Genomic DNA, 22,181 nt, shown 5'->3' with positions numbered 1-22,181 from the left:
AATTGTGAAGGACATGCATGCGTATTGATCTGATCCCGGTCGGCAAGAACCCGCCCGACGACCTCAACGTCATCATCGAGGTGCCGACCGGCGGCGAGCCGGTGAAGTACGAATTTGACAAGGCGTCGGGCGCGTTGTTCGTCGATCGCATCCTGCACACGCCGATGCGCTATCCGGCCAATTACGGCTTCGTGCCGCACACGCTGTCGCCCGACGGCGATCCGCTCGATGCGCTGGTGATCGCGCGCTCGCCGTTCATCCCCGGCTGCGTCGTCCGCGCCCGGCCGATCGCGGTGCTCAACCTCGAGGACGAGGCCGGCGGCGACGAGAAGCTCGTCTGCGTCCCCGTCGACGAGGTCTTCCCTTATTATTCGAACGTCGGCGGCCGCGCCGACGTGCCGGAGATCGTGTTCGAGCAGATCGAGCATTTCTTCACGCACTATAAGGACCTGGAGAAGAAGAAGTGGGTGCGCGTCGGCACCTGGGGCGACCGCGAAGAGGCGCGCCGCATCGTCCGCGAGGCGATCGAACGCTATGACGCCGCCAAGGCACAGGGCGAAGAGCCGCACGAATATGAGGTTCCGGGCCGCGACTGAGCGACGCGGGGCGCGGCCGTCGGTCGCGCCCCGATCTGCCCCCCTGAGAGACGACCGTACCCCAACCGATAGCCCTGAGCCTGAACGGTGGTGCGACGGACGGGGCAATCGACACGCCGGCGGGGCGCCTCGCGTCAGCCGCCGCTTGCCGCCAGCCGCTTCAGCGCGTCGCCGCTGACCCGCTGGATCGTCCAGTCCTCCATCCCCACCGCGCCGATCCGGCGATAGACGGCGATGGCGTCGGCGTTCCAGTCGAGCACCGACCATTCGAACCGCGCACAGCCGCGCGCCACCGCCAGCGCGGCGAGATGGCGCAGCAAGGCGCCGCCGACGCCCTTCCCCCGCGCGTCCGGCGTCACGTACAGATCCTCCAGATACAGCCCGCGCCGTCCCGCCCAGGTCGAGAAATTGTGGAAGAACACCGCGAAGCCGAGCGGCCCGGTGTCGTCCTCGGCGATCACCGCCTCCGCGGCCGGCTGCGCGCCGAACAGCGCCTCGTGCAGCGTCGCCTCCGTCGCCTCGACCGCATCGGGTTCGCGCTCGAACGCAGCGAGCTCGCGAACGAAGCGCAGGATGACAGCGATGTCGGCGGGCGAGGCGGGGCGGATCATAAGGCGGCTTCCGTTTGCGGGCCCGGCGCGGGCTTGCGGATCGCAACGAGACAGCCGGCGATGATGAACAGCGCACCGGCGACCGTATAGGGCGAGACGCGCTCGGCGAAGGCCAGCCAGCCGAACAGCGCCGACCAGACGAAGGCGGTATATTCGGTCGGCGCGAGCACCTGCGCCTCGGCCCGGCCATAGGCCCAGGCGAGCGCGACCGCCGAGATCGAGCCGAGCAGCGCCGCACCGAACACGACGGGCAGTTGATCGGTCGTCGGCACGCTACCGAACCACGGCGCGGCGACCAGCAGGAGCACGCTCAGCACGACGCTGGTGAACAGCGCCACTTCGAGCGGATCGGCGGCCTGCGCCTGCTGACGCAGCAGGATCAGGCTGACCGCATAGATCACCGAGGCGGCGAGGATCGCGACGCTGCCCATCACCACCGCATCGGAGGCATGCGCCTGCACCTGCCCGGCGGCGATGATCAGCACGCCGAGGCTGGCGACGAGCGACCCGCCGATCGCGGCACGGCGGATGCGCTCGCCCAGCGTCAGCCCGGCGAGGAACAAGGCGATCAGCGGCGCGAGGAAGGTCAGCGCGACGCCCTGCGCCATCGGCACGCGCGCCAGCCCCCAGAAGAACAGCAGCACCGACGCCCCGCCGGTCGCGCCGCGCGCGACGTGCAGTCGCAACGCCTTCGCCCCGGGCCAGCGCATCCGTCGCGCAAGGAAGACCGGCGCGAGCAACGCGACCCCGGCGAGCGACCGCCAAAGCACCGCGGCATAGGCGCCGCTTGCGATCGACAGCCCCTTCATCAGCGTATCCATCGCCGAATAGACGGCGATGCCGGCCGCCGCGACGGCGAAGGCGGCAAGCGGCGAAACCTCGCGCTTCATCGGATCAAGCGGATGTCGAGATCCAGACCCAGCGCGCTCCACTTCGTGTCCGCGGTCAGTACCGCACCCCCTGTCGCCAGAGCGAGCGAAAGGCACGCGCGATCCGCAAAGGACGTATCGGTGCCGTGCAACCGCGGGTGCAAGGCAGCGGAGACCCGTGCCTGACCGGCATCGAACGGCACGACGATGATCTGCAATTTGGTCAGTTGTTCCTCGATCGCCGCTGGATCGAGTCCGCGGCGTGCGACCTTGTGCAGGATCTCATCGAGATTGACCGCGCTGAACAGCGCACCGCGACAGTGCGCCAATACCATCGCACTGCCGGGCTCTTCAAAGATCATGGCCAGCACCGCCGACGCATCGACGACCGTCACCGCTGGCGCGCCTGCCAAGCCTCGTCCCGGGCGGCCTCGCGGCGTGCCTCGTCGCGGCGATCGGCGATCAGCTCGTCGACCACGCTGCTGCTGCCCGCCCCGTCGGCACCGCGCATGTCACGGAACCGCTGCTGTGCTTCGCGGGCAACTTGCGCATAGGTCTTCAGGATGATTGCACCTGCCGCATCACGCTCGACGACGAGCGAGTCGCCCCGCTTGATGTCGAGTTCGCGACGGATGTTCGCCGGGATGACGACCTTGCCGCCATCGATCACCTTGGCCTGTTGGGTCATGCCGAGTCTCCTGATACCCGGCTTGTACCACAGGACCTATTCCGCCGCCACGACCTGCGGCGCCTGCGCCGCCGCATCCGCCGCCTCGATCTCCGCCGCCTTGGCCTCGACCAGCCGGACGATATGGTCGATCATCCCCTCGTCCTGGACGTGATGGTCGGTGACGCCCGACAGATAGACCATGTGCTTGCCGTTGCCGCCGCCGGTGATGCCGATGTCGGTCTCGCGCGCCTCGCCCGGGCCGTTGACGACGCAACCGAGCACCGACAGGCTCATCGGCGTGCGGATATGCTGGAGCCGCTCCTCCAGCGCCTGTACGGTGCGGATCACGTCGAACCCCTGCCGCGAACAGCTCGGGCAGCTCACCACACGCACGCCGCGGTTGCGGATGCCAAGCGCCTTCAGCATCTCGAAGCCGACGCGCACCTCGTCCTCGGGCTCGGCCGACAACGAGACGCGGATCGTGTCGCCGATCCCGTACCAGAGCAGGCTGCCGATGCCGATCGCCGACTTGACCGTGCCGCCGACGAAGCCGCCCGCCTCGGTGATGCCGAGGTGCAGCGGGCAATCCACCGCCTCGGCGAGCTGCTGATAGGCGGCGACCGCGAGGAACAGGTCGGACGCCTTCACCGCCACCTTATATTCGTGGAAATCGTGGTCCTGGAGCAGCTTGATATGATCGAGCGCGCTTTCCACCAGCGCATCCGGGCACGGCTCGCCATATTTCTCGAGCAGATCCTTCTCGAGGCTGCCGCCGTTGACGCCGATGCGGATCGAACAGCCGTTCGCCTTGGCGGCGCGCACCACCTCGGCGACGCGCTCGCTGCTGCCGATATTGCCCGGGTTGATCCGCAGGCAGGCGGCACCCGCGTCGGCGGCTTCCAGCGCGCGTTTGTAGTGGAAATGGATGTCGGCGACGATCGGCACGTTCGAGCCGCGCACGATCTGCTTCAGCGCCACGGTCGAATCGACGTCGGGGCAGGAGACGCGGATGATGTCGACCCCCGCCTCCTCGCACCGCCGGATCTGGTCGAGCGTCGCGCGGATATCGGGCGTCGGCGTATTGGTCATCGTCTGCACGGTGACCGGGGCGTCGCCACCCACGGGAACGTTGCCGACCATGATCTGGCGGCTCGGACGGCGGACGATATCGCGCCACGGACGTAAGGACATGGGGCTTATATACAGCAGCCGGGTTGCGGTTCAAAGGCGCTGGTGTAGGGCGCTAACCACTTACGATGTCGCGCGTCCCGATCCCCCGCCATTACGGCCTCGACTGGCTGCGCGTCGCCGCCTTCGCCATATTGATCGTCTATCATGTCGGCATGGTCTTCGTCCCCTGGGGCTTCCACGCCAAGAGCGCGCACGGCGCCGCCTGGGCGGTGCTGCCGATGCTCGCGGTCAATGCGTGGCGATTGAGCCTGTTGTTCGTCGTCTCGGGCTATGCGAGTCGCGCGCTGCTGACCCGCGCGCCGGGGGTAAGCGGCTTCCTGCGCCAGCGTACGCTGCGGCTGCTGGTGCCGCTCGGCTTCGGCGTCGCTCTGGTGGTGCCGCCGCAATCCTGGGTTGAGCTGGTCACGCAACATGGCTATACCGGCGGCTTCCTCACCTTCTGGACGCACGACTATTTCCGCTTCGGCACGCTCGGCGGGATCGTGCTGCCGGCGCTCAACCATCTGTGGTTCGTGCTGTATCTGTGGCTCTATACGGTCGTGCTCGCGCTGCTGGTGCCGCTGGTCCGCTGGCGCGGCGCGCAAGGGGCGTTCGACCGGCTGTTCGCCGGGCTGGCGCTGCCGGTCGTGCCGACCTTATGGCTGGTGTGCGTCCACGGCTGGTGGTTCCCGATGGGCTACGAGACGCAGAATCCGTTCACCGACGCGATGGCGCATCTCATCTATCTGCCCGCCTTCCTGTTCGGCTTCGCGCTGGCGGGGTCGCCGCCGGTGCTCGCCACGTGCGTGCGCTGGCGCTGGGCCGGCGCAGCGATGGGCGTGCTCGGCTATGGCTTCATCCTCGCGGTCGAGCTTGGGCTGAACGGCGATGCGCCGCGCTGGCTCTACCCGATCTACGGCGCGGCACATGCGGTGCAGCAATGGGGGACGATCCTCGCGCTGATCGGCTTCGCCGAACGGCATTGGAATCGCGACGCACGGTGGCGGCCGCTGCTCACCGAGGCGGTGTTCCCCTTCTACCTCGTCCACCAGACGATCATCGTCGTCGCCGCCTATTGGCTGATGCCGGTCGGCCTGTCCGGCGGCGTCGAATGCGCGCTGCTGATCGCGGCGACGATCCTCGGCTGCCTCGGCTTCTATCTGGTCGGCCGGCGGATCGCGCCGCTGCGGCCGCTGATCGGGCTGCGCCCCCTGCCCCATCCCACGCATAAGGCTGCATCATGACCGATACGCCAGACTGGTCGCTCGTCCTCCACGGCGGCGCCGGTTCGATCGAGCGCCACCGCCTCACCCCGGCGCAGGACAGCGGCGTCCGCGCGGCGCTCGCGCTGGCGCTCGACACCGGCGCCGCGATCCTGTCCGAGGGCGGGGGCGCGCTCGACGCGGTCGAGGCGGCGGTGCGCGTGCTCGAGGAGGATCCACATTTCAACGCCGGCCGCGGCGCCGCTTATACCCGCGAAGGCACGATCGAGCTCGACGCGGCGATCATGGACGGCCGCACCCGCGCCGCCGGGGCGGTGGCGGGCATTACCGCTACGCGCTCGCCGGTTGGCCTCGCGCGCCGCGTGATGGAGGCGAGCCCGCACGTGCTGCTCAGCGGCGACGGCGCCGAACGCTTCGCCCGCGACCAGGGGATCGCGGCGCAGGACCCGGCATGGTTCGCCACCGAGGAGCGCCGCCGCCAGCTCGACGAATTGCTCGCGCGCAATGCCGACGCCTTCGACATCGACATGAAATACGGCACCGTCGGCGCGGTCGCGCGCGATGCCGCGGGGCATCTCGCCGCGGCGACCTCGACCGGCGGCGTCACCGGCAAGCGCTGGGGCCGGATCGGCGATTCGCCGCTGATCGGCGCGGGCACCTATGCCGACGATCGTTCGGCGGCGATCTCCTGCACCGGCTCGGGCGAATTCTTCATCCGCGTCGGCGTCGGCCACGAGATCGGCGCGCGCATCCGCCTGTCGGGCGAGACGCCGCAGGCCGCCGCGGATGCGGTGATGGCGGAGGTGCGTGCGCTCGGCGGCACCGGCGGCGTCATCGTCGCCGCACCGGGCGGCGAGGCGGTGTGGAGCTTCACCACGCCCGGCATGTACCGCGCCCGCGCCACCGCCTCGGGCCTGCGTGAAGTGGCGGTCTACGGCGACGAGTGACGGGCTTTTCATTGGAGTGGCACCGGCGAGCGGCTATGGCCTAGCGCCATGAAAATCCTCCGCTTTGTCGCCGCCGCTCTGCCGGCGTTCGGGTTCGCCGCGCCGGCCTCGGCCTATTGGGAGTTCGGGCATCAGACGGTCGCCCGGATCGCTTACGCCAATGTCGCGCCGCGCACGCAGGCGGCGATCCGCAAGCTGCTCGCCGAGACGCCGCGGCTCGACACGCCCGAATGCCCCGCGACGACGATCGAGGGCGCGAGCACCTGGGCGGATTGCGTCAAGCCGCTCAAGGGGCCGGATGGCAAGTCGCGCTTCGGCTATGCCTATAACTGGCACTTTCAGGACGTGAACATCTGCCAGCCGTTCACGCTCGAAGAAGCGTGCAAGGACGGCAATTGCGTCTCAGCGCAGATCACCCGCGACGTGGCGATCCTCAAGAACCGGCGCGCGCCCGCGAAGGAGCGCGCGCAGGCCTTGGTGTTCCTGATCCACTTCGTCGGCGATCTGCACCAGCCGCTCCACGCCGGCGAGAAGAACGACAAGGGCGGCAACGACGTCGCCGCGGTCTATGGCAGCTACAGCCCGAAGCGCTTCAACCTTCATTCGATCTGGGACGGCACGCTCGCCGAACGTGCGATCACCAGCGGGCCGTCGCTGGTGCGGCGCTATCCGGCGGCAGAGAAGCGGCGGATCGCGGCGGGGACGGTGACCGACTGGAGCCGCGAATCGTGGCAGGTCGCGCATGACGTCGTCTATGCGAGCGCGCTGAACGGCGATCCCTGCGCGCCCTCGCCGGCCAAGGTGACGCTCGACGAGGCGACGATCGAACGGATCGTGCCCGTCGCCCGCTTGGAAGTGGAGCGCGGCGGCCTGCGGCTGGCGAAGCTGCTCGACGAGGCGCTGGGGTGACGAGCTTCCTCACCGTGAGGACGAAGAGGGCGGAGGCCTCTGCCTCCACCCTCCCGACAAACGTTCGGATCGGCCGCCGGACAACGCGAGCGGCGTGTTCCGTTAGTTCAGCACCACCGTCACCGAACGCCGGTTCTGCGCCCAGCTCGCCTCGTCCGAGCCTAGCGCCACCGGACGTTCCTTGCCGTAGCTGATCGTCGTCAGCCGCGACGGATCGATGCCGCGCGCGACGAGATAGTTCTTCGCCGCATTCGCGCGGCGGTCGCCGAGCGCGAGATTGTATTCGCGCGTGCCGCGCTCGTCGGCATGGCCCTCGACCGTCGCGCGGACCTGCGGGAAGCGCTGCAGCCACGTCGCCTGGCTGTCGAGGATCGCGCGCGCCTCCGCATCGATATCGCTCTGGTCGAGCCCGAACAGCACGGTGTTCGAGCTGACCGAGCGGCGGAAGTCGGCGTCCGAGCCCGGCGTGATCGCGCCGTCGCCATTACCCGCGGTCGCCGGCGGCGGCGTGTTGAGTCCGGCGCTGTTGTCGACCGGCGGCGGCGGCAGCTGCTTGGGCTTGTGCGCGCAGGCGCCGAGCGAGGCGAGCGCGGCTGCGGTCAGCAGGGTGGTCGTCAGTCTGGCCATCGTCGTATCTCCCGTGAGTAAGTGCGTTTCGCCCCCGAAACCTTATAGTGCTGCGTTACGGCCGCAGCGGTCCCCAGGCCGGGTCAGACCCGTCGAGCGGCGTCGGAATCCTGCGCTCGACCTGTCCGGTGAGGTCGACCATCCACAGATCGGCCTTGCCGCCGCTACCCTGGCCGCTGCGGTAGAAAGTGATGACGCGGCCGTTGGGCGACCAGCTCGGCCCCTCGTCCTGGCCGCCGGTGAGGATCTTCTCGCCACCGCCCGACGGCGACATCGTACCGATGCGGAACGCGCCACCCAATTTGGTGAAGGCGATCAGGTCGCCGCGCGGGCTCCACACCGGCGTCGCATAGCGGCCGCCGCCGAAGCTGATCCGCTGCTGGCCCGAGCCGTCGGCGTTCATGACGTAGATCTGCTGGCCGCCCGAACGATCGCTCTCGAAGACGATGCGCGCGCCGTCGGGCGAATAGCTGCCGCCGGTGTCGATGCCCGGCGAGCTGGTCAGCCGCTGCGGGGTGCCACCCTGCGCCGAAACGCGATAGATGTCGGTATTGCCGCCCTGCGCCATCGAGAACAGGATCCAGCGGCCGTCGGGCGAGAAGCGCGGCGCGAAGGTCAGCGCCGCATTCTGCACCACGCGGCGCGGCCGGCCCGAGCCGAGATCGTAGACGTAGATCGACGGCTTGTCGTTCTCGTAGCTCATATAGACGATCGACTGCTGGTTGGGCGCGAAGCGCGGCGTCAGCACGATCGACTGGCCATTGGTCAGGAAGCGGTGGTTGGCGCCGTCCTGATCCATGATCGCGAGCCGCTTGACGCGCTTGCCCTTCGGCCCGGTTTCCGAGACGTAGACGACGCGGCTGTCGAAATAGGGGCCTTCGCCGGTCAGCCGCGCATAGACCATGTCGGCGCATTTGTGGCCGGCGCGCCGCCAGTCGGACGGCGAGACGACGAAGCCCGAGCGGGTCAGCTCGACCTTCGAAAAGACGTCGTAGAGATAGCAGCCGATCGTCAGATTGCCGTCGCCGGTGGCGCGGACGAAGCCCTGCACCAGAGCCTGCGCGCCGGTGCCGCCCCAATAATCGAAGGCGGGGGCGTTGACCTCCTGAAAACCGACGGGGCGGAGCTGACCCGCGCCCAAGGGCGTGAACAGGCCGGAGTTCTTGAGATCGTTGGCGATGATCTCGGCCATCTGGCGGCCGAGCACGTCGGTGGCGCCCGCCGGGGTCGACACGACCTGCGCGGTCGGCATCGCGGGGATGGCGATCGGCATCGGCGCCGAGACGCCGCCGGTCACCGACACTTCGAGCGGCGCGGCCTCCTGCCCCGCCGGGGTCGCCGGCTGCTGCTGCGGTGCCGGCGCGGGCGCGTCCTGCGCGAACGCCGGGACGGCGGTGGTGACGCTGAGCGCGATGAGCAACGACCGGATCATGACCTCAAACCCTTTTCGCGAGCGATATGGATGCCGCTTACCACAAACTTGCCGTCATCCCGGACTCGTTCCGGACCTCTCCGGACCAGCCCGTCACCCCGGCCTCGAGCCGGGGTCCCGCTGCCGTCCATCGACAGCGGGGAAAAGCGGGACCCCGGCTCGAGGCCGGGGTGACGGAAAGGAGCGAGACGAAACGCCCCACCCCCCCGTTCGCCCTGAGCCCGTCGAAGGGCGCGTGCCACGAGGGGACCGCTCCGATGGCGCGCCGGTGCTTCGACAAGCTCAGCACGAACGCGGGAAGAAAGATGCCCCGCGCCCATCACTGCAGCTTCCACTGGAAGTTGATGTTGTTCCACCCGCCCGACGGCGTCGAATAATATTCGGCCGGCAGCTTGAGCGGCGCGCAGCCCTTGAACGCCGCCACGCCGAGATCGACGACGCGCTGCTTGTAGCGCTCGTTCTCGTCGGTGACGCCCGACTGGCGGACCATCCGCGGCGTCGCGGCGAGCGTGCCGTCCTCGTTGAGGCGCAGGTTGAGCGTCGTCACGATCTCATTGGCGCCCGGCCCCGGATTGACCTGCCGGTCGGCGCAGGGCTGGATCTGGCGCGCGATCGCCTGGACGATCGACGCCATCGCGCGGCCGTCGATCTTGGCGGCGCGCGGCGCGGTCGACTTGCTCGGCGACGGATCGCTGGTCAGCCCGGCGAGGAAGTCCGAGCCGAGGCGCGAGCCGCGCGGCTTGGCGGTCTTCGCGCTCTCGCTGCTGCCCGATCCCTTGGCAGCGGCGGGCTTGGCCGGTGCGGTCGACGGCTTGCCCGCAGTCTTGGCGGGAGCGGCAGGTGCCTTGGCGGCGGGCTTCTCCGGTGCGGCCTTTGCCGGCTTGGCCAGTTGCTTGGCAGGCGCGGGCTTGGGCGACGGCTTGGCCGGCGCCTCCGCCGCAGGCCTGGGCTTGGGCTGCGGCTTGACCGGGGCCGGCTTGGGCGCGGGTGCGGGCGCCGGTTTCGGCGGCGCGGGCTTGGGCGGAGCCGGTTTGGCGGGCGCCGGCTTCGGGGCGGGTGCGGGCGGCGCGGGTTCGGGCTCGGGTGCCGGCTCCGCAGCGGGCTCGGGCGGCGGCGCAGCGTCTTCCGGCTCGCCTTCCTCGGGCGCGATCGACTGCGCCGGCGGCGTCACCGCCTGCGGCGCGGTCGCCTCGAGCGCGACGTCCTTGACCAGGCTGACCTCCATCGGGGTCTGCTGCAACTTCTGCGGATTGGGCGTCGCAAGAAAGCCGACCGACAGCAGGCCGAAGAGCACGACATGCCCGACGACCGCAACGCCCAGTCCGATCTTCTCCGCCCGATCCATCAGCGCGCGCTTCCGCCTTCAACCGTCAGCAGCGAGACGCGGTTGAGCCCGGCGCGGTTGAGTTCGCCCATCACCCGCATCACCCGCCCGTAATCGAGCGCGCGATCGGCGCGCAGGAAGATCTGCGGCGGTTGTCCGCCGGCCTGGACCGCGGCGATCTGTTCCAGCCGCTGCGGCAGCGCCGCCTCGCCGATCTCCTCGTCGTCGAGGAACAGCTTGCCGCTCGCGTCGAGCGAGAGCTGCACCGGCTTCTGGTCCTGATCGAGCGCCTTGGCGCGGCTGTCGGGCAAATTGACCGGCACGCCGGCGGTGAGCAGCGGCGCGGTCACCATGAAGATGATCAGCAGCACCAGCATCACGTCGACCAGCGGCGTGACGTTGATATCGGCGACCGGCGCCCGCCGCCCGCGCCCCCGGTTGGATGGGAGATTCATGCCCATCGGATCAGCGCCCGCTGTCCAGCTGGCGCGACAGCGTCGTGTGGAAGCCGTCGGCGAAGCGGTTCAGTGCCGCCTCGATGCGGTTCACGCCGTGGCTGAAGCGATTGTAGGCGATCACCGCAGGAATCGCCGCGAACAGGCCGATCGCGGTCGCGAACAGCGCCTCGGCGATGCCCGGCGCGACCACCGCCAGCGAGGAATTCTGCGCCTGCGCGATCCCCGTGAAGCTGCGCATGATCCCCCAGACGGTGCCGAACAGCCCGACGAACGGCGCTACCGAGCCGATCGTCGCGAGGATGTTGAGCCGGTCGGAGATCGTGTCGATCTCCAGCGCCGCCGCCGCGCCCATCGCGGTCGCGAGCCGCTCGCGCGTGCCGCCCTTGTCGATCGAGCCGCCCGCGGTCGAGCGGCGCCATTCCTTCACGCCGGCGACGAATACCCGCGCCGAGGGCAGGTCCTTGTCCGCCTCCGCCTTGTAGAAGGCGTCGATATCCTCCGCTTTCCAGAAGTCGCGTTCGAACCCGGCCATGCCCTTGCGGATGCGGCCGAGCCGCCGCCAGAAGGCGATGATCAGCGCCCAGGTCCAGATGCTGGCGAGCAGCAGCCCGGCCATCACGAACTTCACCACGAGATCGGCCTGGAGGAAGAGCGCGACAGGCGACAGCGTCGCCGCATCCATGTTGAACACCGGATTCATGAATTGGTCCCCTGCCAGATCAGGCTTTGGTAGATATCCGTCCAGGCGGCCGGTTGACGCTTCGGCCGCCCCGACGGCGCGACCAGCGCCACCGTGACCTCGGCCTCCGCCAAGACAAGCGAACCGCGCCTGACTGTGTGATGAATGACGACGCTGGCGGCGCGCACGGCGATCACGCGGCTGACGACGAGCAGCGCATCGTCGAGCCGCGCCGGTGCACGATAGCGGATGGCGAGATCGGCGACGGCATAGGCGCCCTCGCCCGCGTCATGCGTGGCGCGCTGGTCGATGCCGGCGAGGCGCAGCATGTCGGAGCGCGCACGCTCCATGTAGCGCAGGTAATTGGCGTGATAGACGACGCCCGACAGATCGGTGTCCTCGAAGTAGACGCGCACCGCGAAGCGATGCTCGGCTCCCAAGAAGCGTCCTGCCTGCGGCTGGTCCTCGTCCCTCATCACGGCCGGCGTTAACCGAACCTGCGCGCAGGGGGAACCCTGTTGACGGATGTAACGCATGGGTTACATGTAACCTGTGAGTTACAGGAGGTTGACGTGGGTGATATCGACAAGGCCGAACGCGTTTCAATGCAACGCGCCATCATCTTCTATCTGCTAGCGATCGTGCTGGTGTTTTCGCTCGTCATCACGGGGCGGGAAAACGATCCGGTGCGCCTGCTGCCCTGGTTCGTCACGATCGGACTGGCGGCCGCCAATATCTTTACCGTCGGCCTGCTCCGGTCTCGACGACTCAAAGCGCTGGTCAACGATGAATCGACGCGTCAGCATCGGGCGATGGCGATCACCAGCGGATTCTGGGCCGCCCTCGTCGCGGCGCTTCTCCTGTCGCTCCTCGCCACGCTCTTACCGATGACCGCGATCCTTACCGCGCGCACCATCCTCACGGCAACGCTGGTCGCGACCCTCGTCAGCTTCGCAACGCTCGAATTGCGCGCGGCGCGATGAACGAAATCCTCCTCAACAGCCTCAAGGAGGAACGCGAGCGGCTCGGCCTGACGCAGGCGGCGCTCGCGGAGCGGGCCGGGGTCAGCCGCAAGACGATCAACACGGTTGAGAACGGCGTGTTCGTCCCCTCGACGATCCTCGCATTGAAACTGGCGGCCGTACTCGACCGCCCTGTGGAGGCATTGTTCCGGATCAGCGCGTGACGGTGGTGCTGGTATCGACGAACACGCTGGGGTCGAGTTCGAGCCGCGGGCGTGGTGGCGGCGCGGCGGCGGGGACCGCCTGCACCACCAATGCGCGCGGCGGCGCGGTGGTGGCCATCGCCATACGAGTCGCGGCGGCGCGTTCGGCGCGCCACGCGTCATAGGCGGCGTAGAAATCGGTGAACGGCTTCTCCAGCACCGCCAGCCGGCCTTGCGCGAAAGCGGGCAGATCGGCGGCGGTCACCGTCGCGCCATCGGCGAGCGTCGCCGCCGCGGCGTTGCAGAACGGCTCGCGCGCCTGGCTTTGCGAGAAGAAATTGTAGAGCCGCGTCATCTGGTCGTCGTAGCGATCCTGCCAGTCGCCGCCCGCCGCCTTATATTCGGCGGTGAGCCGCGTCTGAGCGCCGTTCAGGACGACCTTCTGCTGCGCGATCAGCGCATTGTAGCCGGCGATGATCGCCGCTTCGTCCGGCCCGCGGCAGGCGAGCGCGGCGACGTTGAGCGCGGCGCGCAGATGCCAGACGGCCCCGTCGGCGGACAGGTTGCGATTGGGCGTAGCATAGCGACCGTCGCCCATCAGCGTCGGGATCTGCATCCCGACATAGGCGCCCTTCGGCATCGCAAGCGCGACCGGCGTGGGCGCTACGGGGACCGGCGGCGGCGCGACCGCGACCACCTTCGGCCTGACCGCGCAACCGGCGAGCAGCGCCAGACCGACGCCGGTGAGAGCTATGATATGGCGCATCGCAGTCCTTCCCTGCCCCCCGGCCGGTCAGACTCTGCGGCAGAAATGGTTAACGCGCAGTAAGCGACGAACAATTCCTCCCCGGCACGGGGGGGGACCGGCGTAGCTGGTGGAGGGGGGCTTCCACGCACGTTGCGCTTGCGGAAGCCCCCCTCCGTCACCGCTTCGCCGCGCCACCTCGCCGAGCCGGGGAGGAATGCTCACCCCGCCCTTTTCTCCAGCGCCGCCGCTGCCTCGGCGACCAGCGCGCCGATGATCTCGGCGATCGGTTCTTCTTTCGTCACCATGCCGACCGACTGGCCGGCCATCACCGAGCCGTGCTCGACGTCGCCGTCGATCACCGCGCGGCGCAGCGCGCCCGCCCAATAATGTTCGATCTGCAATTGCGCCTCGCCCATCGCGACCGCGCCCTCGTCGAGGCTCAGCGCCACCTCGCGCTGCTTGGCGGTGAACAATTCGCCGCCCGCATTCTTGAGTGCACGCACCGGGATCACCGGCAGCCGCGGGTCGAGCTGGACGCTCGCCACCGCATCGCGCGCCGAAGCGCGGATGAATGCCTTCTTGAAATTGGCGTGGGCGATCGATTCGGTCGCGCAGACGAAGCGCGTGCCGAGCTGGACGCCCGCCGCGCCCATGTCGAGATAGCCGGCGATCGCCTCGCCGCGACCGATGCCGCCGGCGACGAACACCGGTACCGATTCGGCGATCTCGGGCAGCATTTCCTGCGCGAGCACGCTGGTCGAGACGGGACCGATATGGCCGCCCGCCTCCATCCCCTCGATCACCAGCGCATCGACGCCCGAGCGGATCAGCTTCTTGGCGAGCGCCAGCGTCGGCGCGAAGCAGATCACCTTGGCACCGCCCGCCTTGATCGCCTCGAGCGAGCCCTTGGGCGGCAGGCCGCCGGCGAGCACGACATGGCCGACCCCATGTTTGGTGCATACCGCGATCAGGTCGAACAGCGCCGGATGCATGGTGATGAGGTTCACCCCGAACGGCTTGTCCGTCATCGCCTTCGTCGCGGCGATCTCGGCGTCGAGCAGCTCGGGCGTCATCGCGCCGCAGGCGATCACGCCGAAGCCGCCGGCGTTCGACATCGCCGAGACGAGGTTGCGCTCCGACACCCACGACATGGCGCCCGCCATGATCGCGACGTCCGATCCGAGGAAGGCGGCGCCGCGCGCCATACGGCGCTGCAAACGCTCCTGGCCGACGGTCACGCGGCGGCGTCCGCGGCGTCGAGGCCGTAGGCGGTGTGCAGCATGCGGACGGCGAGTTCGGTCTCGTCCTCGTGGATCAGCACGCTGACCTTGATCTCGCTGGTCGAGATCGCCTGGATGTTGATGCCGCGCTTGCCGAGCGTGGTGAACATCGTGCTGGCGACGCCGGCATGGCTGCGCATGCCGACGCCGACCACCGAGACCTTGGCGACGCGCGTGTCGTGGACCAGTTCGGCGAAGCCGATCGTCTCGCGCGCCTGGTTGAGCGCCTCAAGGCTGCGCGCCAGATCGGCGGACGGCACGGTGAAGGTGACGTCGGTCGAGCCGTGGTTGTGCGCGATATTCTGGATGATCATGTCGACGTTGATGTTCGCCGCGGCGAGCGGCTCGAAGATCGCCGACACCGCGCCCGGCTGGTCGGGGACGCTGGTCAGCGTGATCTTCGCCTCGTTCTTGTCGTGCGCGATACCCGTGATGAGCTGGCGTTCCACGTCGTCGATCTCCTCTTCGCCCACGATCATCGTACCGGGCAATGTGTCCGCCATCGGCGCCTCGGGTCCGGTGAAGGACGAGAGCACCTGGACGCGGACCTGTTCCTTCATCGCGAGGCCGACCGAACGGGTCTGCAACACCTTCGCGCCGACGCTGGCGAGTTCCAGCATCTCTTCGTACGTCACCTTGTTGAGCTTGCGCGCGCGCGGCACGATGCGCGGGTCGGTGGTGTAGACGCCGTCGACGTCGGTGTAGATGTCGCAACGGTCGGCCTTCATCGCCGCCGCCACCGCCACCGCCGACGTGTCCGAACCGCCGCGGCCGAGCGTGGTGACGCGGCCGTCGTCCGACAGGCCCTGGAAACCGGGGATCACCGCGACCTCGCCCGCCGCCATGCTGGCGTTGAGCGCGTCGACCTCGATGCTGCCGATCCGCGCCTTGGCGTGCGCGTCGTCGGTATGGATCGGCAATTGCCAGCCGAGCCACGAGCGCGCCGGCACGCCCGCCGCCTGCAAGGCGATCGCGAGCAGCCCGCTGGTGATCTGTTCGCCCGCGGCGACGACGACGTCATATTCGCGCGGATCGTAGAGCGACGAGGCCTCGCGGCAGAAGCCGACCAGCCGGTCGGTCTCGCCCGCCATCGCCGAGACGACCACCGCGACCTGATTGCCCGCCTCGACCTCGCGTTTGACGCGCGCGGCGACGCTCCTGATGCGCTCGATCCCGGCCATCGACGTGCCGCCGAACTTCATCACGATGCGTGCCATCTGCGTCGCCAAACTCCTTGGGGTAAAGGGGCCGCCCTGATAGGTAGCGGCCATGATGATGGCAAGCAGCACGATCGATCCGCGCGAGGCGCAACATTTCGGCGCGATGGCGAAGGACTGGTGGGACCCGAAGGGCTCTTCGGCGATGCTGCACAAGCTCAACCCCGTACGGCTCGGCTATATACGCGCCGCGGTCGATCTGCACTGGGACGGCGACGACACCAGCTTCACGCCGCTCGCCGGCAAGACCGCGCTCGACGTCGGCTGCGGCGCGGGGCTGCTGTGCGAGCCGCTGGCGCGGCTCGGCGCGGCGGTGACGGGGATCGACGCGGCGGCGGAGAATATCGCGGTGGCGCAGGCGCATGCCGCGCAGGCGGGGCTCGCGATCGATTATCGCGCGGTCGGCGTCGAGGCGATGACCGGCCGCTTCGACCTCGTCACCAGCCTCGAGGTGATCGAGCATGTCGCCGATCCTGCCGGCTTCGTCCGCGGGCTCGCGGAATCGCTCGCCGACGGCGGCCTGCTGGTGCTCTCGACCCCCAACCGCACGCCGCTGTCGCGCCTCGCGCTGATCACGCTGGCGGAAGGCACCGGCCGCATCCCGCGCGGCACGCACGACTGGGACAAGTTCCTCACCCCCGAGGATCTCACCGACCTGCTGGAGCGCGCCGGACTGACGGTGACCGACGTGCAGGGACTCGGCTTCTCGCCGGCGACCGGGTTCGTGCTGAGCGGCTCGACGCAGCTCGACTATTTCGTGACGGCGAAACGCGTCTGACGGCGCGTAAAATCCTCGTCATGCCGGACTTGATCCGGCATCCCGCTTCGTCGCGCGATCCGAAGAAGCGGGACCCCGGCGCAAGGCCGGGGTGACGGAGCGGGTTTGGAAACACGTCCGGCTCCCAAATCGATCATAAGCGGTGGCCCCTCCTCGCCGGGGAGAGGAACCGGAGCCGCCTTCCCAATCCAGCCGGCCGCCGCTACCGCCCGGCGCGATGCCTCTCCTTGCCAACCCGCGGCTGCGGCTGCCGATCCTCCTGCTCGTCGCGATCGCCGCGCGGGCGCTGACCTTCGGCAATCCGCTCGTCCACGTCGACGAGGAATTCTATTTCGTCACCGCGCACCGGATGTGGCAGGGGGCGTTGCCCTTCGTCGACATCTGGGACCGCAAGCCGGTCGGGCTGTTCCTGCTCTACGCCGTCCCCGCCGCGCTCGGCTTCCCCGCCGGCATCTGGGGCTATCAGGCGCTCGCCCTCGCCAGCACCGTCGCCACCGCCTGGGGGATCGCCCGGCTCGCCGAGCGGCTCGGCTTCGGCGCAGGGGCGACCGCCGGCGCGCTCGCCTATATCCTCTGGCTCGACCTGCTGGGCGGGCAGAGCGGCCAATCGCCGGTCTTCTACAATCTGCTGATGCTCGCCGCCGCATCGCTCGCGCTGCGTCCGCCGCCGCATCGCGCCTCGCACGGCCTGCTGATCATGGCGCTGGTCGGCGTCGCCGTGCAGATCAAATATTCGGTGGTGTTCGAAGGCATCTTCTTCGGCCTGTGGCTCCTCGCCGATCGCTGGGACGCGACGCGCCGGCCGCTGCGGGTGATCGGCTATGGCGTGGCGCTGATCGTCGTCGCTTTGCTGCCGACCGCGCTGGCCGCCGGATATTATGCGGCGATCGGCCAGTGGGACGCCTTCGTCTTCGCCAATTTCCTGTCGATCTTCCACCGCAATCCCGATCCCTTGTCGGAGCTGGCCGGCAATATCGGCGAGATGATCCTGATCGTCTCGCCGATCGTGACGCTGGCGGTCCTCGCGCTCCGGCGCAGCCGCGGCGGTCGCGCGCACGGGCGCGAGCGGCGGTTCGTCGCGCTGTGGCTGGCGGTGTCGATCGGCAGCGTCGCGATCTTCCGGCCGTGGTTCGATCATTACGCTTTGCCCGTCCTGCTCCCCGCCTGCGCTGCCGCGGCCGGCATGCTCGGCCGGTCCGACTGGCAACGCTGGCGCACCCCGGTGCTGCTGCTCGCCGCCGCGCTCGCCGGCCAGATCGTGCTGATCCTGCAGCGTGCCGGTCGCGGCGACGCGGGCGAGCTCACCGCGCTGGCGCAGGCGGTCGGGCGCGGTCCGGGGTGCCTGTACGTCTATTCGGGGACCGACATGCTCTACAGTGCGACCGGGCGCTGCGCGCTGTCGCGCTATCTGGTGCCCTCGCACCTGATCCGCTTCCGCGAGGCGGGGGCGACCGGGGTCGATCAGGACGCCGAGATCCGCCGCATCCTCGCCGCCCGGCCTGCGGTCGTCGTGATCCGCCCGCCCTATCGCGGCGAGCGCCCCGCCGCGCATGCGATCGTGACCGCGGCGATGGCGCGCGATTACCGGCTTACCGCCACGCTGCCGATGGGCAACGAGCATCTCCGCGTCTATCATCGCGCGCGATGAAACGCCTGTTCGCCTCCATCCACGACGTCTCGCCCCGCTTCGAGGGCGAGGTCGACCGCCTGCTCGACCATCTCGCCCCGCACGTCGGGCGGCGGCTGGCGATGCTCGTCGTCCCCGATCACTGGTCGAGCGCCCCGATCACCCCCGCCTTCGCCGCCCGGCTGCGCGGCTGGGCGGACGAGGGGGTCGAAATGTTCGTCCACGGCTGGACGCATCGCGACGACAGCGCCCATGCCGGTCGCGCCGCGGCGCTGAAGGCGAGGCACATGACCGCCGGCGAGGGCGAATTCCTCGGCCTCAGCCACGCCGAGGCGCTGGCGCGGATGCGGCGCGGCAAGGCATTGGTCGAGGAGATCACCGGGCGCGCGGCGACGGGCTTCATCGCGCCGGCGTGGCTCTATTCGGAAGGCGCGCGCGCGGCGCTGGCGGATGCGGGGTTCGCGCTCGCCGAGGATCATGCGCGGGTATGGCGGCCGGGCGGCGCCGTGGTCGCGCGCGGGCCGGTGATCACCTGGGCGAGCCGGACGCGGATGCGACAGCTGAGCTCGCTCGCCGCGGCGGGCGCGCTGCGCCACGTCTTGCAGCCGACGCGCAACGTGCGGATCGCGGTGCATCCGGGCGACACGACCGTGCCGGCGCTGCTGGAGAGCATCACGACGACCTTCGCGGCGTTCCGGCGGCATCGGCCGGCGGCTTATGCGGAGCTGGCGGGGTAGCCGGCGGATCAGCCCGACACCGTTCGTGCTGAGCCTGTCGAGGCACGGGGTGCCACATACGGCGGTCTCGCTGGTGGCCACGCCCTTCGACAGGCTCAGGGCGAACGGTTGGAGGACAGCGGCATAAGCGACGGCTGGAGCGCATCACGACGACCTTCCCGGGGTTCCGGCGGCATCGCCCGGCGGTCTATGCGGAGCTGGCGGGATAGCTGGCGGATCAGCCCGACACCGTTCGTGCTGAGCCTGTCGAAGCACGCGGCGCCACACACGGCGGTCCCGCTGTGGCCACGCCCTTTGACAGGCTCAGGGCGAACGGTTGGAGGACAGCGGCATAAGCGATGGTTCGCTTTTGGCTTTTCGGCGGGCCCGAGGCTCACTTCGTCCGACACGCTCGGCATGAACCTTCGATAGAGGCCCTTAAGGGGCCGTCACGCCCGCTTCCGTACCCCGTCGCGCGCCGCGATCGCCGCGGCGTAATGCGCCACCAGATCGGCGGCATGTTCCTCGTCGTTGCGGACCGTCGCCGACGCCACCCGCGCGGCGCGGCGCACGATCGCACGGTCGCGCGCGAGCATCCGCTGGATCGCATCGGCGCAGCTGTGCGCGTCGCGCTGCGCATAGACTTCGGCGAACAAGGGATCGGCGATCTCCGCCGTGCCGCCGCCGTCGGGCACGATCAGCGGCGTGCCGCTCGCCAGCGCCTCGGCGGGGACCAGCCCGAACGTCTCGGTGCCGCAGCCGTGGATATAGACGTCGGCGCTCGCCATGATCGTCGCCAGCCGCCGCCGGTCGTAGACCGGGCGGAACAGCCGGATGTGCGGATTGGCGCCGATATGCCGTTCGAGCGTCTTGGTATCCATCCCCTGGCCGAGGATGACCAGCCCGACCGGCGCCTGCGTCCCGATCCGCTGCACCGCGTCGATCACCGTCGGCCAGCGCTTCTCGGGATGATGGCGGCCGACGCCGAGCAGCAATTGCGCCTCCGGCGGCAGGCCGCATTGGCGCAGCAGCGCGGCGCGCAGCGTCTCGTCGCGCAGATCGGGGGAGAAATGCGCGCGCTCGATGCCGAGCGGCATCGTCGCATCGACGCGGATGCCGCGCGCCGCCAGTTGCTTGGTCAGCGACGGGCCGTTGGTGACCACCGTGTCATATTGCGCGAGGCAGTGGCTGAGATAGCGGTCATACCAGGCGAAGGCGCGCTCGATCCGCGGGGCCGAGGCGACCGGCTTGAACCAGCGCTTGGGATAGGCCTCCAGATTGTCGTTGTGCATGAAATAGGAGCGCAGCGCGCGCCCCTTCCCGCCACCCTGCCATTGCGCGACGATCCACGCCGATTTCCACGGCGAGCAATTCTCGACCACGTCGGGGTCGAGCGCGTCGAGCCGGCGGTGGATCGGCTCGGCATCCCAGAACAGGCCGTAATTGGCGTCGAACGGCATGCCCGGCGCCTTGATGTAATGGACCGCGCCGCCGCCGGGCCGCTCCTCGATCCGGTCCTCGCGGCCCGGGGCGAGCACGATCAGCTCGTGACCCATGCTGGCCAGCACCTCGATCTTGCGATCGATATAGGTGCGCACGCCGCCGCCGGTCGGCGAATAGATCTCGTTGACGTCGACGATCCGCATCACTCGTCCCTGGTCGGCGAGAAGCCGCCGAGGCCGTGCAGATATTGCATCTGGACGGTGCGTTCGGCGGTGGCGGTGCCGACGTCGACCAGCGCGCGCTCGACCTTGGGCCGCGACATGCCGATCTTGCCGGGGCCGGGGAAGCCGGCGCCGTCGGCGAAGAAGTTGAACTTGTTCTTGCCGTCGCGGTCGTGCGTGACGAACAGCGCATAGCGGCCGGGGCGCGGCACGCGGATGCACACCTGCACCTGGCCGCTCACCGGGATCGCCGTCCACACCCGGCGGAAGGTCTTGCCCGCGGCGAGCAGCACCGAATCGTCGGCGAGGAAGTCGGTCTCGTTGGCGGGATACAGTTCGAGCTTGATCCGGCCCTTGCGATCCTTGAGCCCGGCGATCTGCGCGAGGATCGCCGGGCCGCCGCCGGGATTGCACGCCGCCGCGTCGCTGCCGAGCACCTGCGCCGCGGCGGGCGCGGCGAGCAGCAGCGCCGCGGGCAGCAGAACGGCAAGGATCGCCGACGGGGTCATGACGGCTTCCTCGTCAGCAGGTGATGGATGCCGAAGGCGACGATCAGCAGCGCATGGATCAGCAGCACCGCCCCCGCGGTGAAGGCGATCAGCTCGGACAGCGCCTGGTCCTCGCCGATCATCAGGATCGCGAAATTGGCGAACAGCAGGTCCTTGTTGGGCAGCAGCGGCAGGCGCGAGAACAGCATGCGCCCCGCCGACAGGAACAGCCAGGTGCCGATCGCGACGCTCGGCATCGCCAGCGCCCAGGCGAGCGCGAGGAAGAAGCCGCCGAGGATCAGGCGCAGGCAATGGATGCCGAAGATCGCCCACAGCTCGCCCCGCGGCAGCGAGAACACCTTGCGCGAGAAGATCAGGAACGGCAGCGAAGTGCCGAAGATCACCGCCAGCGAGCCGTAGACGTAGCGCATCATCTCGGGCGGGATCAGGTTGCGGCCGACCGGCAGCGCCACCGCGATCATCGCCAGCGTCACCGCATTGCCGGCGATCGCCGACAGGATCGACACGTCCTTGACCGCGCCGAACGGCGCCGCGACGAGCTGCGCGCGGGCGCGCGCCCAGGCGTAGAAATAGGCCTCGCCGGAATAGCCCATGACGACGTCGTTCGCGATCCGCTTCTTGATGAGCGCGACCAGCCCGCCGAGGGGGATGTGCCACAGCCGCCGGAAGATCCAGTAATCGGCCAACGGCGGCACGAAATAGAGCGCGGCGAAGGCGATGTAGAACAACGGGTCGCGCGGCGTCGCCCGGTCCAGTCCGGCAAGCCCCGAGCTCAGCAGCTCGTGCGCGAGGCCGGCCAGCATCGCCAACGTCACCAAGGCGCCGATGATCGCAGGCCAGCGGCTCTTGATGGTCTTCAAGGGTTGGAGTCCCGCGATGTCGGGGGAGGGCGGCACGATCTCGACGAGGGGACGGCCGGCACTGTGATCGATCTGCACCCGTTGATCCGAACGATGACGATG

26 protein-coding genes are annotated in these 22,181 nt (G+C 69.3%); 9 read left to right on the top strand and 17 right to left on the bottom strand.

The window, feature by feature from the left end; genetic code table 11:
• Window positions 1–17 precede the first annotated feature (17 nt).
• On the top strand, window positions 18–596 hold the full coding sequence (ppa, locus tag MC45_RS15550) for an inorganic diphosphatase (protein WP_038665105.1): 579 nt from the start codon (window positions 18–20) through the stop codon (window positions 594–596).
• 134 nt (window positions 597–730) lie between these two features.
• Here ppa and MC45_RS15545 read toward each other — a convergent pair whose 3' ends face one another.
• Genes MC45_RS15545 through ispG form a run of 5 tightly spaced genes read right to left on the bottom strand, consistent with a single transcriptional unit; the run spans window position 731 to window position 3,937 of the window.
• Window positions 731–1,207 carry a GNAT family N-acetyltransferase gene (locus MC45_RS15545; RefSeq protein WP_038665102.1) on the bottom strand — a complete coding sequence of 159 codons (477 nt, stop codon included), beginning with the start codon at window positions 1,205–1,207 and terminating at the stop codon, window positions 731–733.
• Complete coding sequence (locus MC45_RS15540) at window positions 1,204–2,097, bottom strand: DMT family transporter (RefSeq protein WP_038665099.1); 894 nt, start codon at window positions 2,095–2,097, stop codon at window positions 1,204–1,206. Before MC45_RS15540 ends, MC45_RS15545 begins: the two co-directional genes overlap by 4 nt.
• On the bottom strand, window positions 2,094–2,471 hold the full coding sequence (locus MC45_RS15535) for a type II toxin-antitoxin system VapC family toxin (RefSeq protein WP_038665096.1): 378 nt from the start codon (window positions 2,469–2,471) through the stop codon (window positions 2,094–2,096). The genes MC45_RS15540 and MC45_RS15535 overlap by 4 nt, the downstream gene beginning before the upstream one ends.
• Window positions 2,468–2,764: an AbrB/MazE/SpoVT family DNA-binding domain-containing protein gene (locus MC45_RS15530; protein ID WP_038665093.1), complete on the bottom strand. Its 297-nt coding sequence runs from the start codon at window positions 2,762–2,764 to the stop codon at window positions 2,468–2,470. Before MC45_RS15530 ends, MC45_RS15535 begins: the two co-directional genes overlap by 4 nt.
• Window positions 2,765–2,800: 36 nt before the next feature.
• On the bottom strand, window positions 2,801–3,937 hold the full coding sequence (ispG, locus tag MC45_RS15525) for a flavodoxin-dependent (E)-4-hydroxy-3-methylbut-2-enyl-diphosphate synthase (protein WP_038665090.1): 1,137 nt from the start codon (window positions 3,935–3,937) through the stop codon (window positions 2,801–2,803).
• Between the two features lie 65 nt (window positions 3,938–4,002).
• Here ispG and MC45_RS15520 point away from each other — a divergent pair, with 65 nt between their 5' ends.
• The 3 genes from MC45_RS15520 to MC45_RS15510 are packed head-to-tail and all read left to right on the top strand — an operon-like array spanning window position 4,003 to window position 6,995.
• The gene (locus MC45_RS15520; RefSeq protein WP_038665088.1) at window positions 4,003–5,160 is read left to right on the top strand and encodes an acyltransferase family protein; all 1,158 of its coding nucleotides are present in this window, start codon (window positions 4,003–4,005) and stop codon (window positions 5,158–5,160) included.
• Window positions 5,157–6,086 (top strand): isoaspartyl peptidase/L-asparaginase family protein, encoded by a 930-nt coding sequence (locus tag MC45_RS15515; RefSeq protein WP_038665086.1) that lies wholly within the window; start codon window positions 5,157–5,159, stop codon window positions 6,084–6,086. The genes MC45_RS15520 and MC45_RS15515 overlap by 4 nt, the downstream gene beginning before the upstream one ends.
• 48 nt (window positions 6,087–6,134) lie before the next feature.
• Window positions 6,135–6,995: a S1/P1 nuclease gene (locus tag MC45_RS15510; protein WP_038665083.1), complete on the top strand. Its 861-nt coding sequence runs from the start codon at window positions 6,135–6,137 to the stop codon at window positions 6,993–6,995.
• 102 nt (window positions 6,996–7,097) lie between these two features.
• Here the strand turns inward: MC45_RS15510 and pal are convergent, their stop codons facing one another.
• From pal to MC45_RS15480, 6 genes are all read right to left on the bottom strand, one after another.
• Complete coding sequence (gene pal, locus MC45_RS15505) at window positions 7,098–7,622, bottom strand: peptidoglycan-associated lipoprotein Pal (RefSeq protein ID WP_038665080.1); 525 nt, start codon at window positions 7,620–7,622, stop codon at window positions 7,098–7,100.
• Window positions 7,623–7,677: 55 nt separating this feature from the next.
• Entirely contained in the window at window positions 7,678–9,054 is a 1,377-nt protein-coding gene (gene tolB, locus MC45_RS15500; RefSeq protein ID WP_038665077.1) for a Tol-Pal system beta propeller repeat protein TolB, read from the bottom strand.
• Between the two features lie 319 nt (window positions 9,055–9,373).
• On the bottom strand, window positions 9,374–10,399 hold the full coding sequence (locus MC45_RS15495) for a hypothetical protein (protein WP_038665075.1): 1,026 nt from the start codon (window positions 10,397–10,399) through the stop codon (window positions 9,374–9,376).
• The gene (gene tolR / locus MC45_RS15490) at window positions 10,399–10,839 is read right to left on the bottom strand and encodes a protein TolR (protein ID WP_038665073.1); all 441 of its coding nucleotides are present in this window, start codon (window positions 10,837–10,839) and stop codon (window positions 10,399–10,401) included. Before tolR ends, MC45_RS15495 begins: the two co-directional genes overlap by 1 nt.
• A 4-nt stretch (window positions 10,840–10,843) precedes the next feature.
• Entirely contained in the window at window positions 10,844–11,536 is a 693-nt protein-coding gene (gene tolQ, locus MC45_RS15485; protein ID WP_038665070.1) for a protein TolQ, read from the bottom strand.
• Complete coding sequence (locus MC45_RS15480) at window positions 11,533–11,991, bottom strand: YbgC/FadM family acyl-CoA thioesterase (protein WP_038665067.1); 459 nt, start codon at window positions 11,989–11,991, stop codon at window positions 11,533–11,535. Before MC45_RS15480 ends, tolQ begins: the two co-directional genes overlap by 4 nt.
• Window positions 11,992–12,087: 96 nt before the next feature.
• Here MC45_RS15480 and MC45_RS15475 point away from each other — a divergent pair, with 96 nt between their 5' ends.
• The gene (locus MC45_RS15475) at window positions 12,088–12,498 is read left to right on the top strand and encodes a hypothetical protein (protein ID WP_156143853.1); all 411 of its coding nucleotides are present in this window, start codon (window positions 12,088–12,090) and stop codon (window positions 12,496–12,498) included.
• The gene (locus MC45_RS15470) at window positions 12,495–12,701 is read left to right on the top strand and encodes a helix-turn-helix transcriptional regulator (protein ID WP_038665063.1); all 207 of its coding nucleotides are present in this window, start codon (window positions 12,495–12,497) and stop codon (window positions 12,699–12,701) included. Before MC45_RS15475 ends, MC45_RS15470 begins: the two co-directional genes overlap by 4 nt.
• Here the strand turns inward: MC45_RS15470 and MC45_RS15465 are convergent.
• From MC45_RS15465 to MC45_RS15455, 3 genes are all read right to left on the bottom strand, one after another.
• A complete protein-coding gene (locus MC45_RS15465; RefSeq protein ID WP_038665060.1) occupies window positions 12,691–13,446 on the bottom strand; it encodes a hypothetical protein in 756 nt (251 codons plus the stop codon). The genes MC45_RS15470 and MC45_RS15465 overlap by 11 nt on opposite strands.
• Window positions 13,447–13,646: 200 nt before the next feature.
• Complete coding sequence (locus MC45_RS15460; protein ID WP_038665058.1) at window positions 13,647–14,633, bottom strand: NAD(P)H-dependent flavin oxidoreductase; 987 nt, start codon at window positions 14,631–14,633, stop codon at window positions 13,647–13,649.
• Window positions 14,634–14,662: 29 nt separating this feature from the next.
• Entirely contained in the window at window positions 14,663–15,925 is a 1,263-nt protein-coding gene (locus MC45_RS15455) for an aspartate kinase (RefSeq protein ID WP_038665056.1), read from the bottom strand.
• 52 nt (window positions 15,926–15,977) lie between these two features.
• Here MC45_RS15455 and ubiG point away from each other — a divergent pair, with 52 nt between their 5' ends.
• The 3 genes from ubiG to MC45_RS15440 all read left to right on the top strand — a co-directional run bounded on the left by ubiG (window position 15,978) and on the right by MC45_RS15440 (window position 19,067).
• Window positions 15,978–16,703, top strand: a complete 726-nt coding sequence (gene ubiG / locus MC45_RS15450; RefSeq protein WP_038665054.1) for a bifunctional 2-polyprenyl-6-hydroxyphenol methylase/3-demethylubiquinol 3-O-methyltransferase UbiG — start codon at window positions 15,978–15,980, stop codon at window positions 16,701–16,703.
• A 217-nt stretch (window positions 16,704–16,920) separates the two neighbouring features.
• Window positions 16,921–18,351 carry a hypothetical protein gene (locus MC45_RS15445; protein ID WP_038665051.1) on the top strand — a complete coding sequence of 477 codons (1,431 nt, stop codon included), beginning with the start codon at window positions 16,921–16,923 and terminating at the stop codon, window positions 18,349–18,351.
• On the top strand, window positions 18,348–19,067 hold the full coding sequence (locus MC45_RS15440) for a polysaccharide deacetylase family protein (RefSeq protein WP_038665045.1): 720 nt from the start codon (window positions 18,348–18,350) through the stop codon (window positions 19,065–19,067). The genes MC45_RS15445 and MC45_RS15440 overlap by 4 nt, the downstream gene beginning before the upstream one ends.
• Before the next feature lie 428 nt (window positions 19,068–19,495).
• Here MC45_RS15440 and MC45_RS15435 read toward each other — a convergent pair whose 3' ends face one another.
• Genes MC45_RS15435 through MC45_RS15425 form a run of 3 tightly spaced genes read right to left on the bottom strand, consistent with a single transcriptional unit; the run spans window position 19,496 to window position 22,079 of the window.
• Window positions 19,496–20,692 (bottom strand): glycosyltransferase, encoded by a 1,197-nt coding sequence (locus tag MC45_RS15435; protein WP_038665042.1) that lies wholly within the window; start codon window positions 20,690–20,692, stop codon window positions 19,496–19,498.
• Window positions 20,692–21,219, bottom strand: a complete 528-nt coding sequence (locus MC45_RS15430; RefSeq protein ID WP_038665039.1) for a DUF2141 domain-containing protein — start codon at window positions 21,217–21,219, stop codon at window positions 20,692–20,694. Before MC45_RS15430 ends, MC45_RS15435 begins: the two co-directional genes overlap by 1 nt.
• Window positions 21,216–22,079 (bottom strand): hypothetical protein, encoded by an 864-nt coding sequence (locus MC45_RS15425; protein ID WP_245640746.1) that lies wholly within the window; start codon window positions 22,077–22,079, stop codon window positions 21,216–21,218. The genes MC45_RS15430 and MC45_RS15425 overlap by 4 nt, the downstream gene beginning before the upstream one ends.
• Between the last annotated feature and the right edge of the window lie 102 nt (window positions 22,080–22,181).

Origin of the sequence: Sphingomonas taxi, assembly GCF_000764535.1 — a bacterium.
In the GTDB taxonomy this organism is placed as follows: domain Bacteria; phylum Pseudomonadota; class Alphaproteobacteria; order Sphingomonadales; family Sphingomonadaceae; genus Sphingomonas; species Sphingomonas taxi.
The sequence above is the reverse complement of the archived record's forward strand: the minus strand, read 5'-3'. Positions and strand labels throughout refer to the sequence as shown.

Coding starts and splice junctions, on each gene's coding strand:
- ppa (WP_038665105.1), top strand. CDS start 18: ATGCGTATTGATCTGATCCCGGTCGGCAAGAACCCGCCCGACGACCTC.
- MC45_RS15545 (WP_038665102.1), bottom strand. CDS start 1,207: ATGATCCGCCCCGCCTCGCCCGCCGACATCGCTGTCATCCTGCGCTTC.
- MC45_RS15540 (WP_038665099.1), bottom strand. CDS start 2,097: ATGAAGCGCGAGGTTTCGCCGCTTGCCGCCTTCGCCGTCGCGGCGGCC.
- MC45_RS15530 (WP_038665093.1), bottom strand. CDS start 2,764: ATGACCCAACAGGCCAAGGTGATCGATGGCGGCAAGGTCGTCATCCCG.
- ispG (WP_038665090.1), bottom strand. CDS start 3,937: ATGTCCTTACGTCCGTGGCGCGATATCGTCCGCCGTCCGAGCCGCCAG.
- MC45_RS15520 (WP_038665088.1), top strand. CDS start 4,003: ATGTCGCGCGTCCCGATCCCCCGCCATTACGGCCTCGACTGGCTGCGC.
- MC45_RS15515 (WP_038665086.1), top strand. CDS start 5,157: ATGACCGATACGCCAGACTGGTCGCTCGTCCTCCACGGCGGCGCCGGT.
- MC45_RS15510 (WP_038665083.1), top strand. CDS start 6,135: ATGAAAATCCTCCGCTTTGTCGCCGCCGCTCTGCCGGCGTTCGGGTTC.
- pal (WP_038665080.1), bottom strand. CDS start 7,622: ATGGCCAGACTGACGACCACCCTGCTGACCGCAGCCGCGCTCGCCTCG.
- tolB (WP_038665077.1), bottom strand. CDS start 9,054: ATGATCCGGTCGTTGCTCATCGCGCTCAGCGTCACCACCGCCGTCCCG.
- MC45_RS15495 (WP_038665075.1), bottom strand. CDS start 10,399: ATGGATCGGGCGGAGAAGATCGGACTGGGCGTTGCGGTCGTCGGGCAT.
- tolR (WP_038665073.1), bottom strand. CDS start 10,839: ATGGGCATGAATCTCCCATCCAACCGGGGGCGCGGGCGGCGGGCGCCG.
- tolQ (WP_038665070.1), bottom strand. CDS start 11,536: ATGAATCCGGTGTTCAACATGGATGCGGCGACGCTGTCGCCTGTCGCG.
- MC45_RS15480 (WP_038665067.1), bottom strand. CDS start 11,991: ATGAGGGACGAGGACCAGCCGCAGGCAGGACGCTTCTTGGGAGCCGAG.
- MC45_RS15470 (WP_038665063.1), top strand. CDS start 12,495: ATGAACGAAATCCTCCTCAACAGCCTCAAGGAGGAACGCGAGCGGCTC.
- MC45_RS15465 (WP_038665060.1), bottom strand. CDS start 13,446: ATGCGCCATATCATAGCTCTCACCGGCGTCGGTCTGGCGCTGCTCGCC.
- MC45_RS15460 (WP_038665058.1), bottom strand. CDS start 14,633: ATGGCGCGCGGCGCCGCCTTCCTCGGATCGGACGTCGCGATCATGGCG.
- MC45_RS15455 (WP_038665056.1), bottom strand. CDS start 15,925: ATGGCACGCATCGTGATGAAGTTCGGCGGCACGTCGATGGCCGGGATC.
- ubiG (WP_038665054.1), top strand. CDS start 15,978: ATGATGATGGCAAGCAGCACGATCGATCCGCGCGAGGCGCAACATTTC.
- MC45_RS15445 (WP_038665051.1), top strand. CDS start 16,921: ATGCCTCTCCTTGCCAACCCGCGGCTGCGGCTGCCGATCCTCCTGCTC.
- MC45_RS15440 (WP_038665045.1), top strand. CDS start 18,348: ATGAAACGCCTGTTCGCCTCCATCCACGACGTCTCGCCCCGCTTCGAG.
- MC45_RS15435 (WP_038665042.1), bottom strand. CDS start 20,692: ATGCGGATCGTCGACGTCAACGAGATCTATTCGCCGACCGGCGGCGGC.
- MC45_RS15430 (WP_038665039.1), bottom strand. CDS start 21,219: ATGACCCCGTCGGCGATCCTTGCCGTTCTGCTGCCCGCGGCGCTGCTG.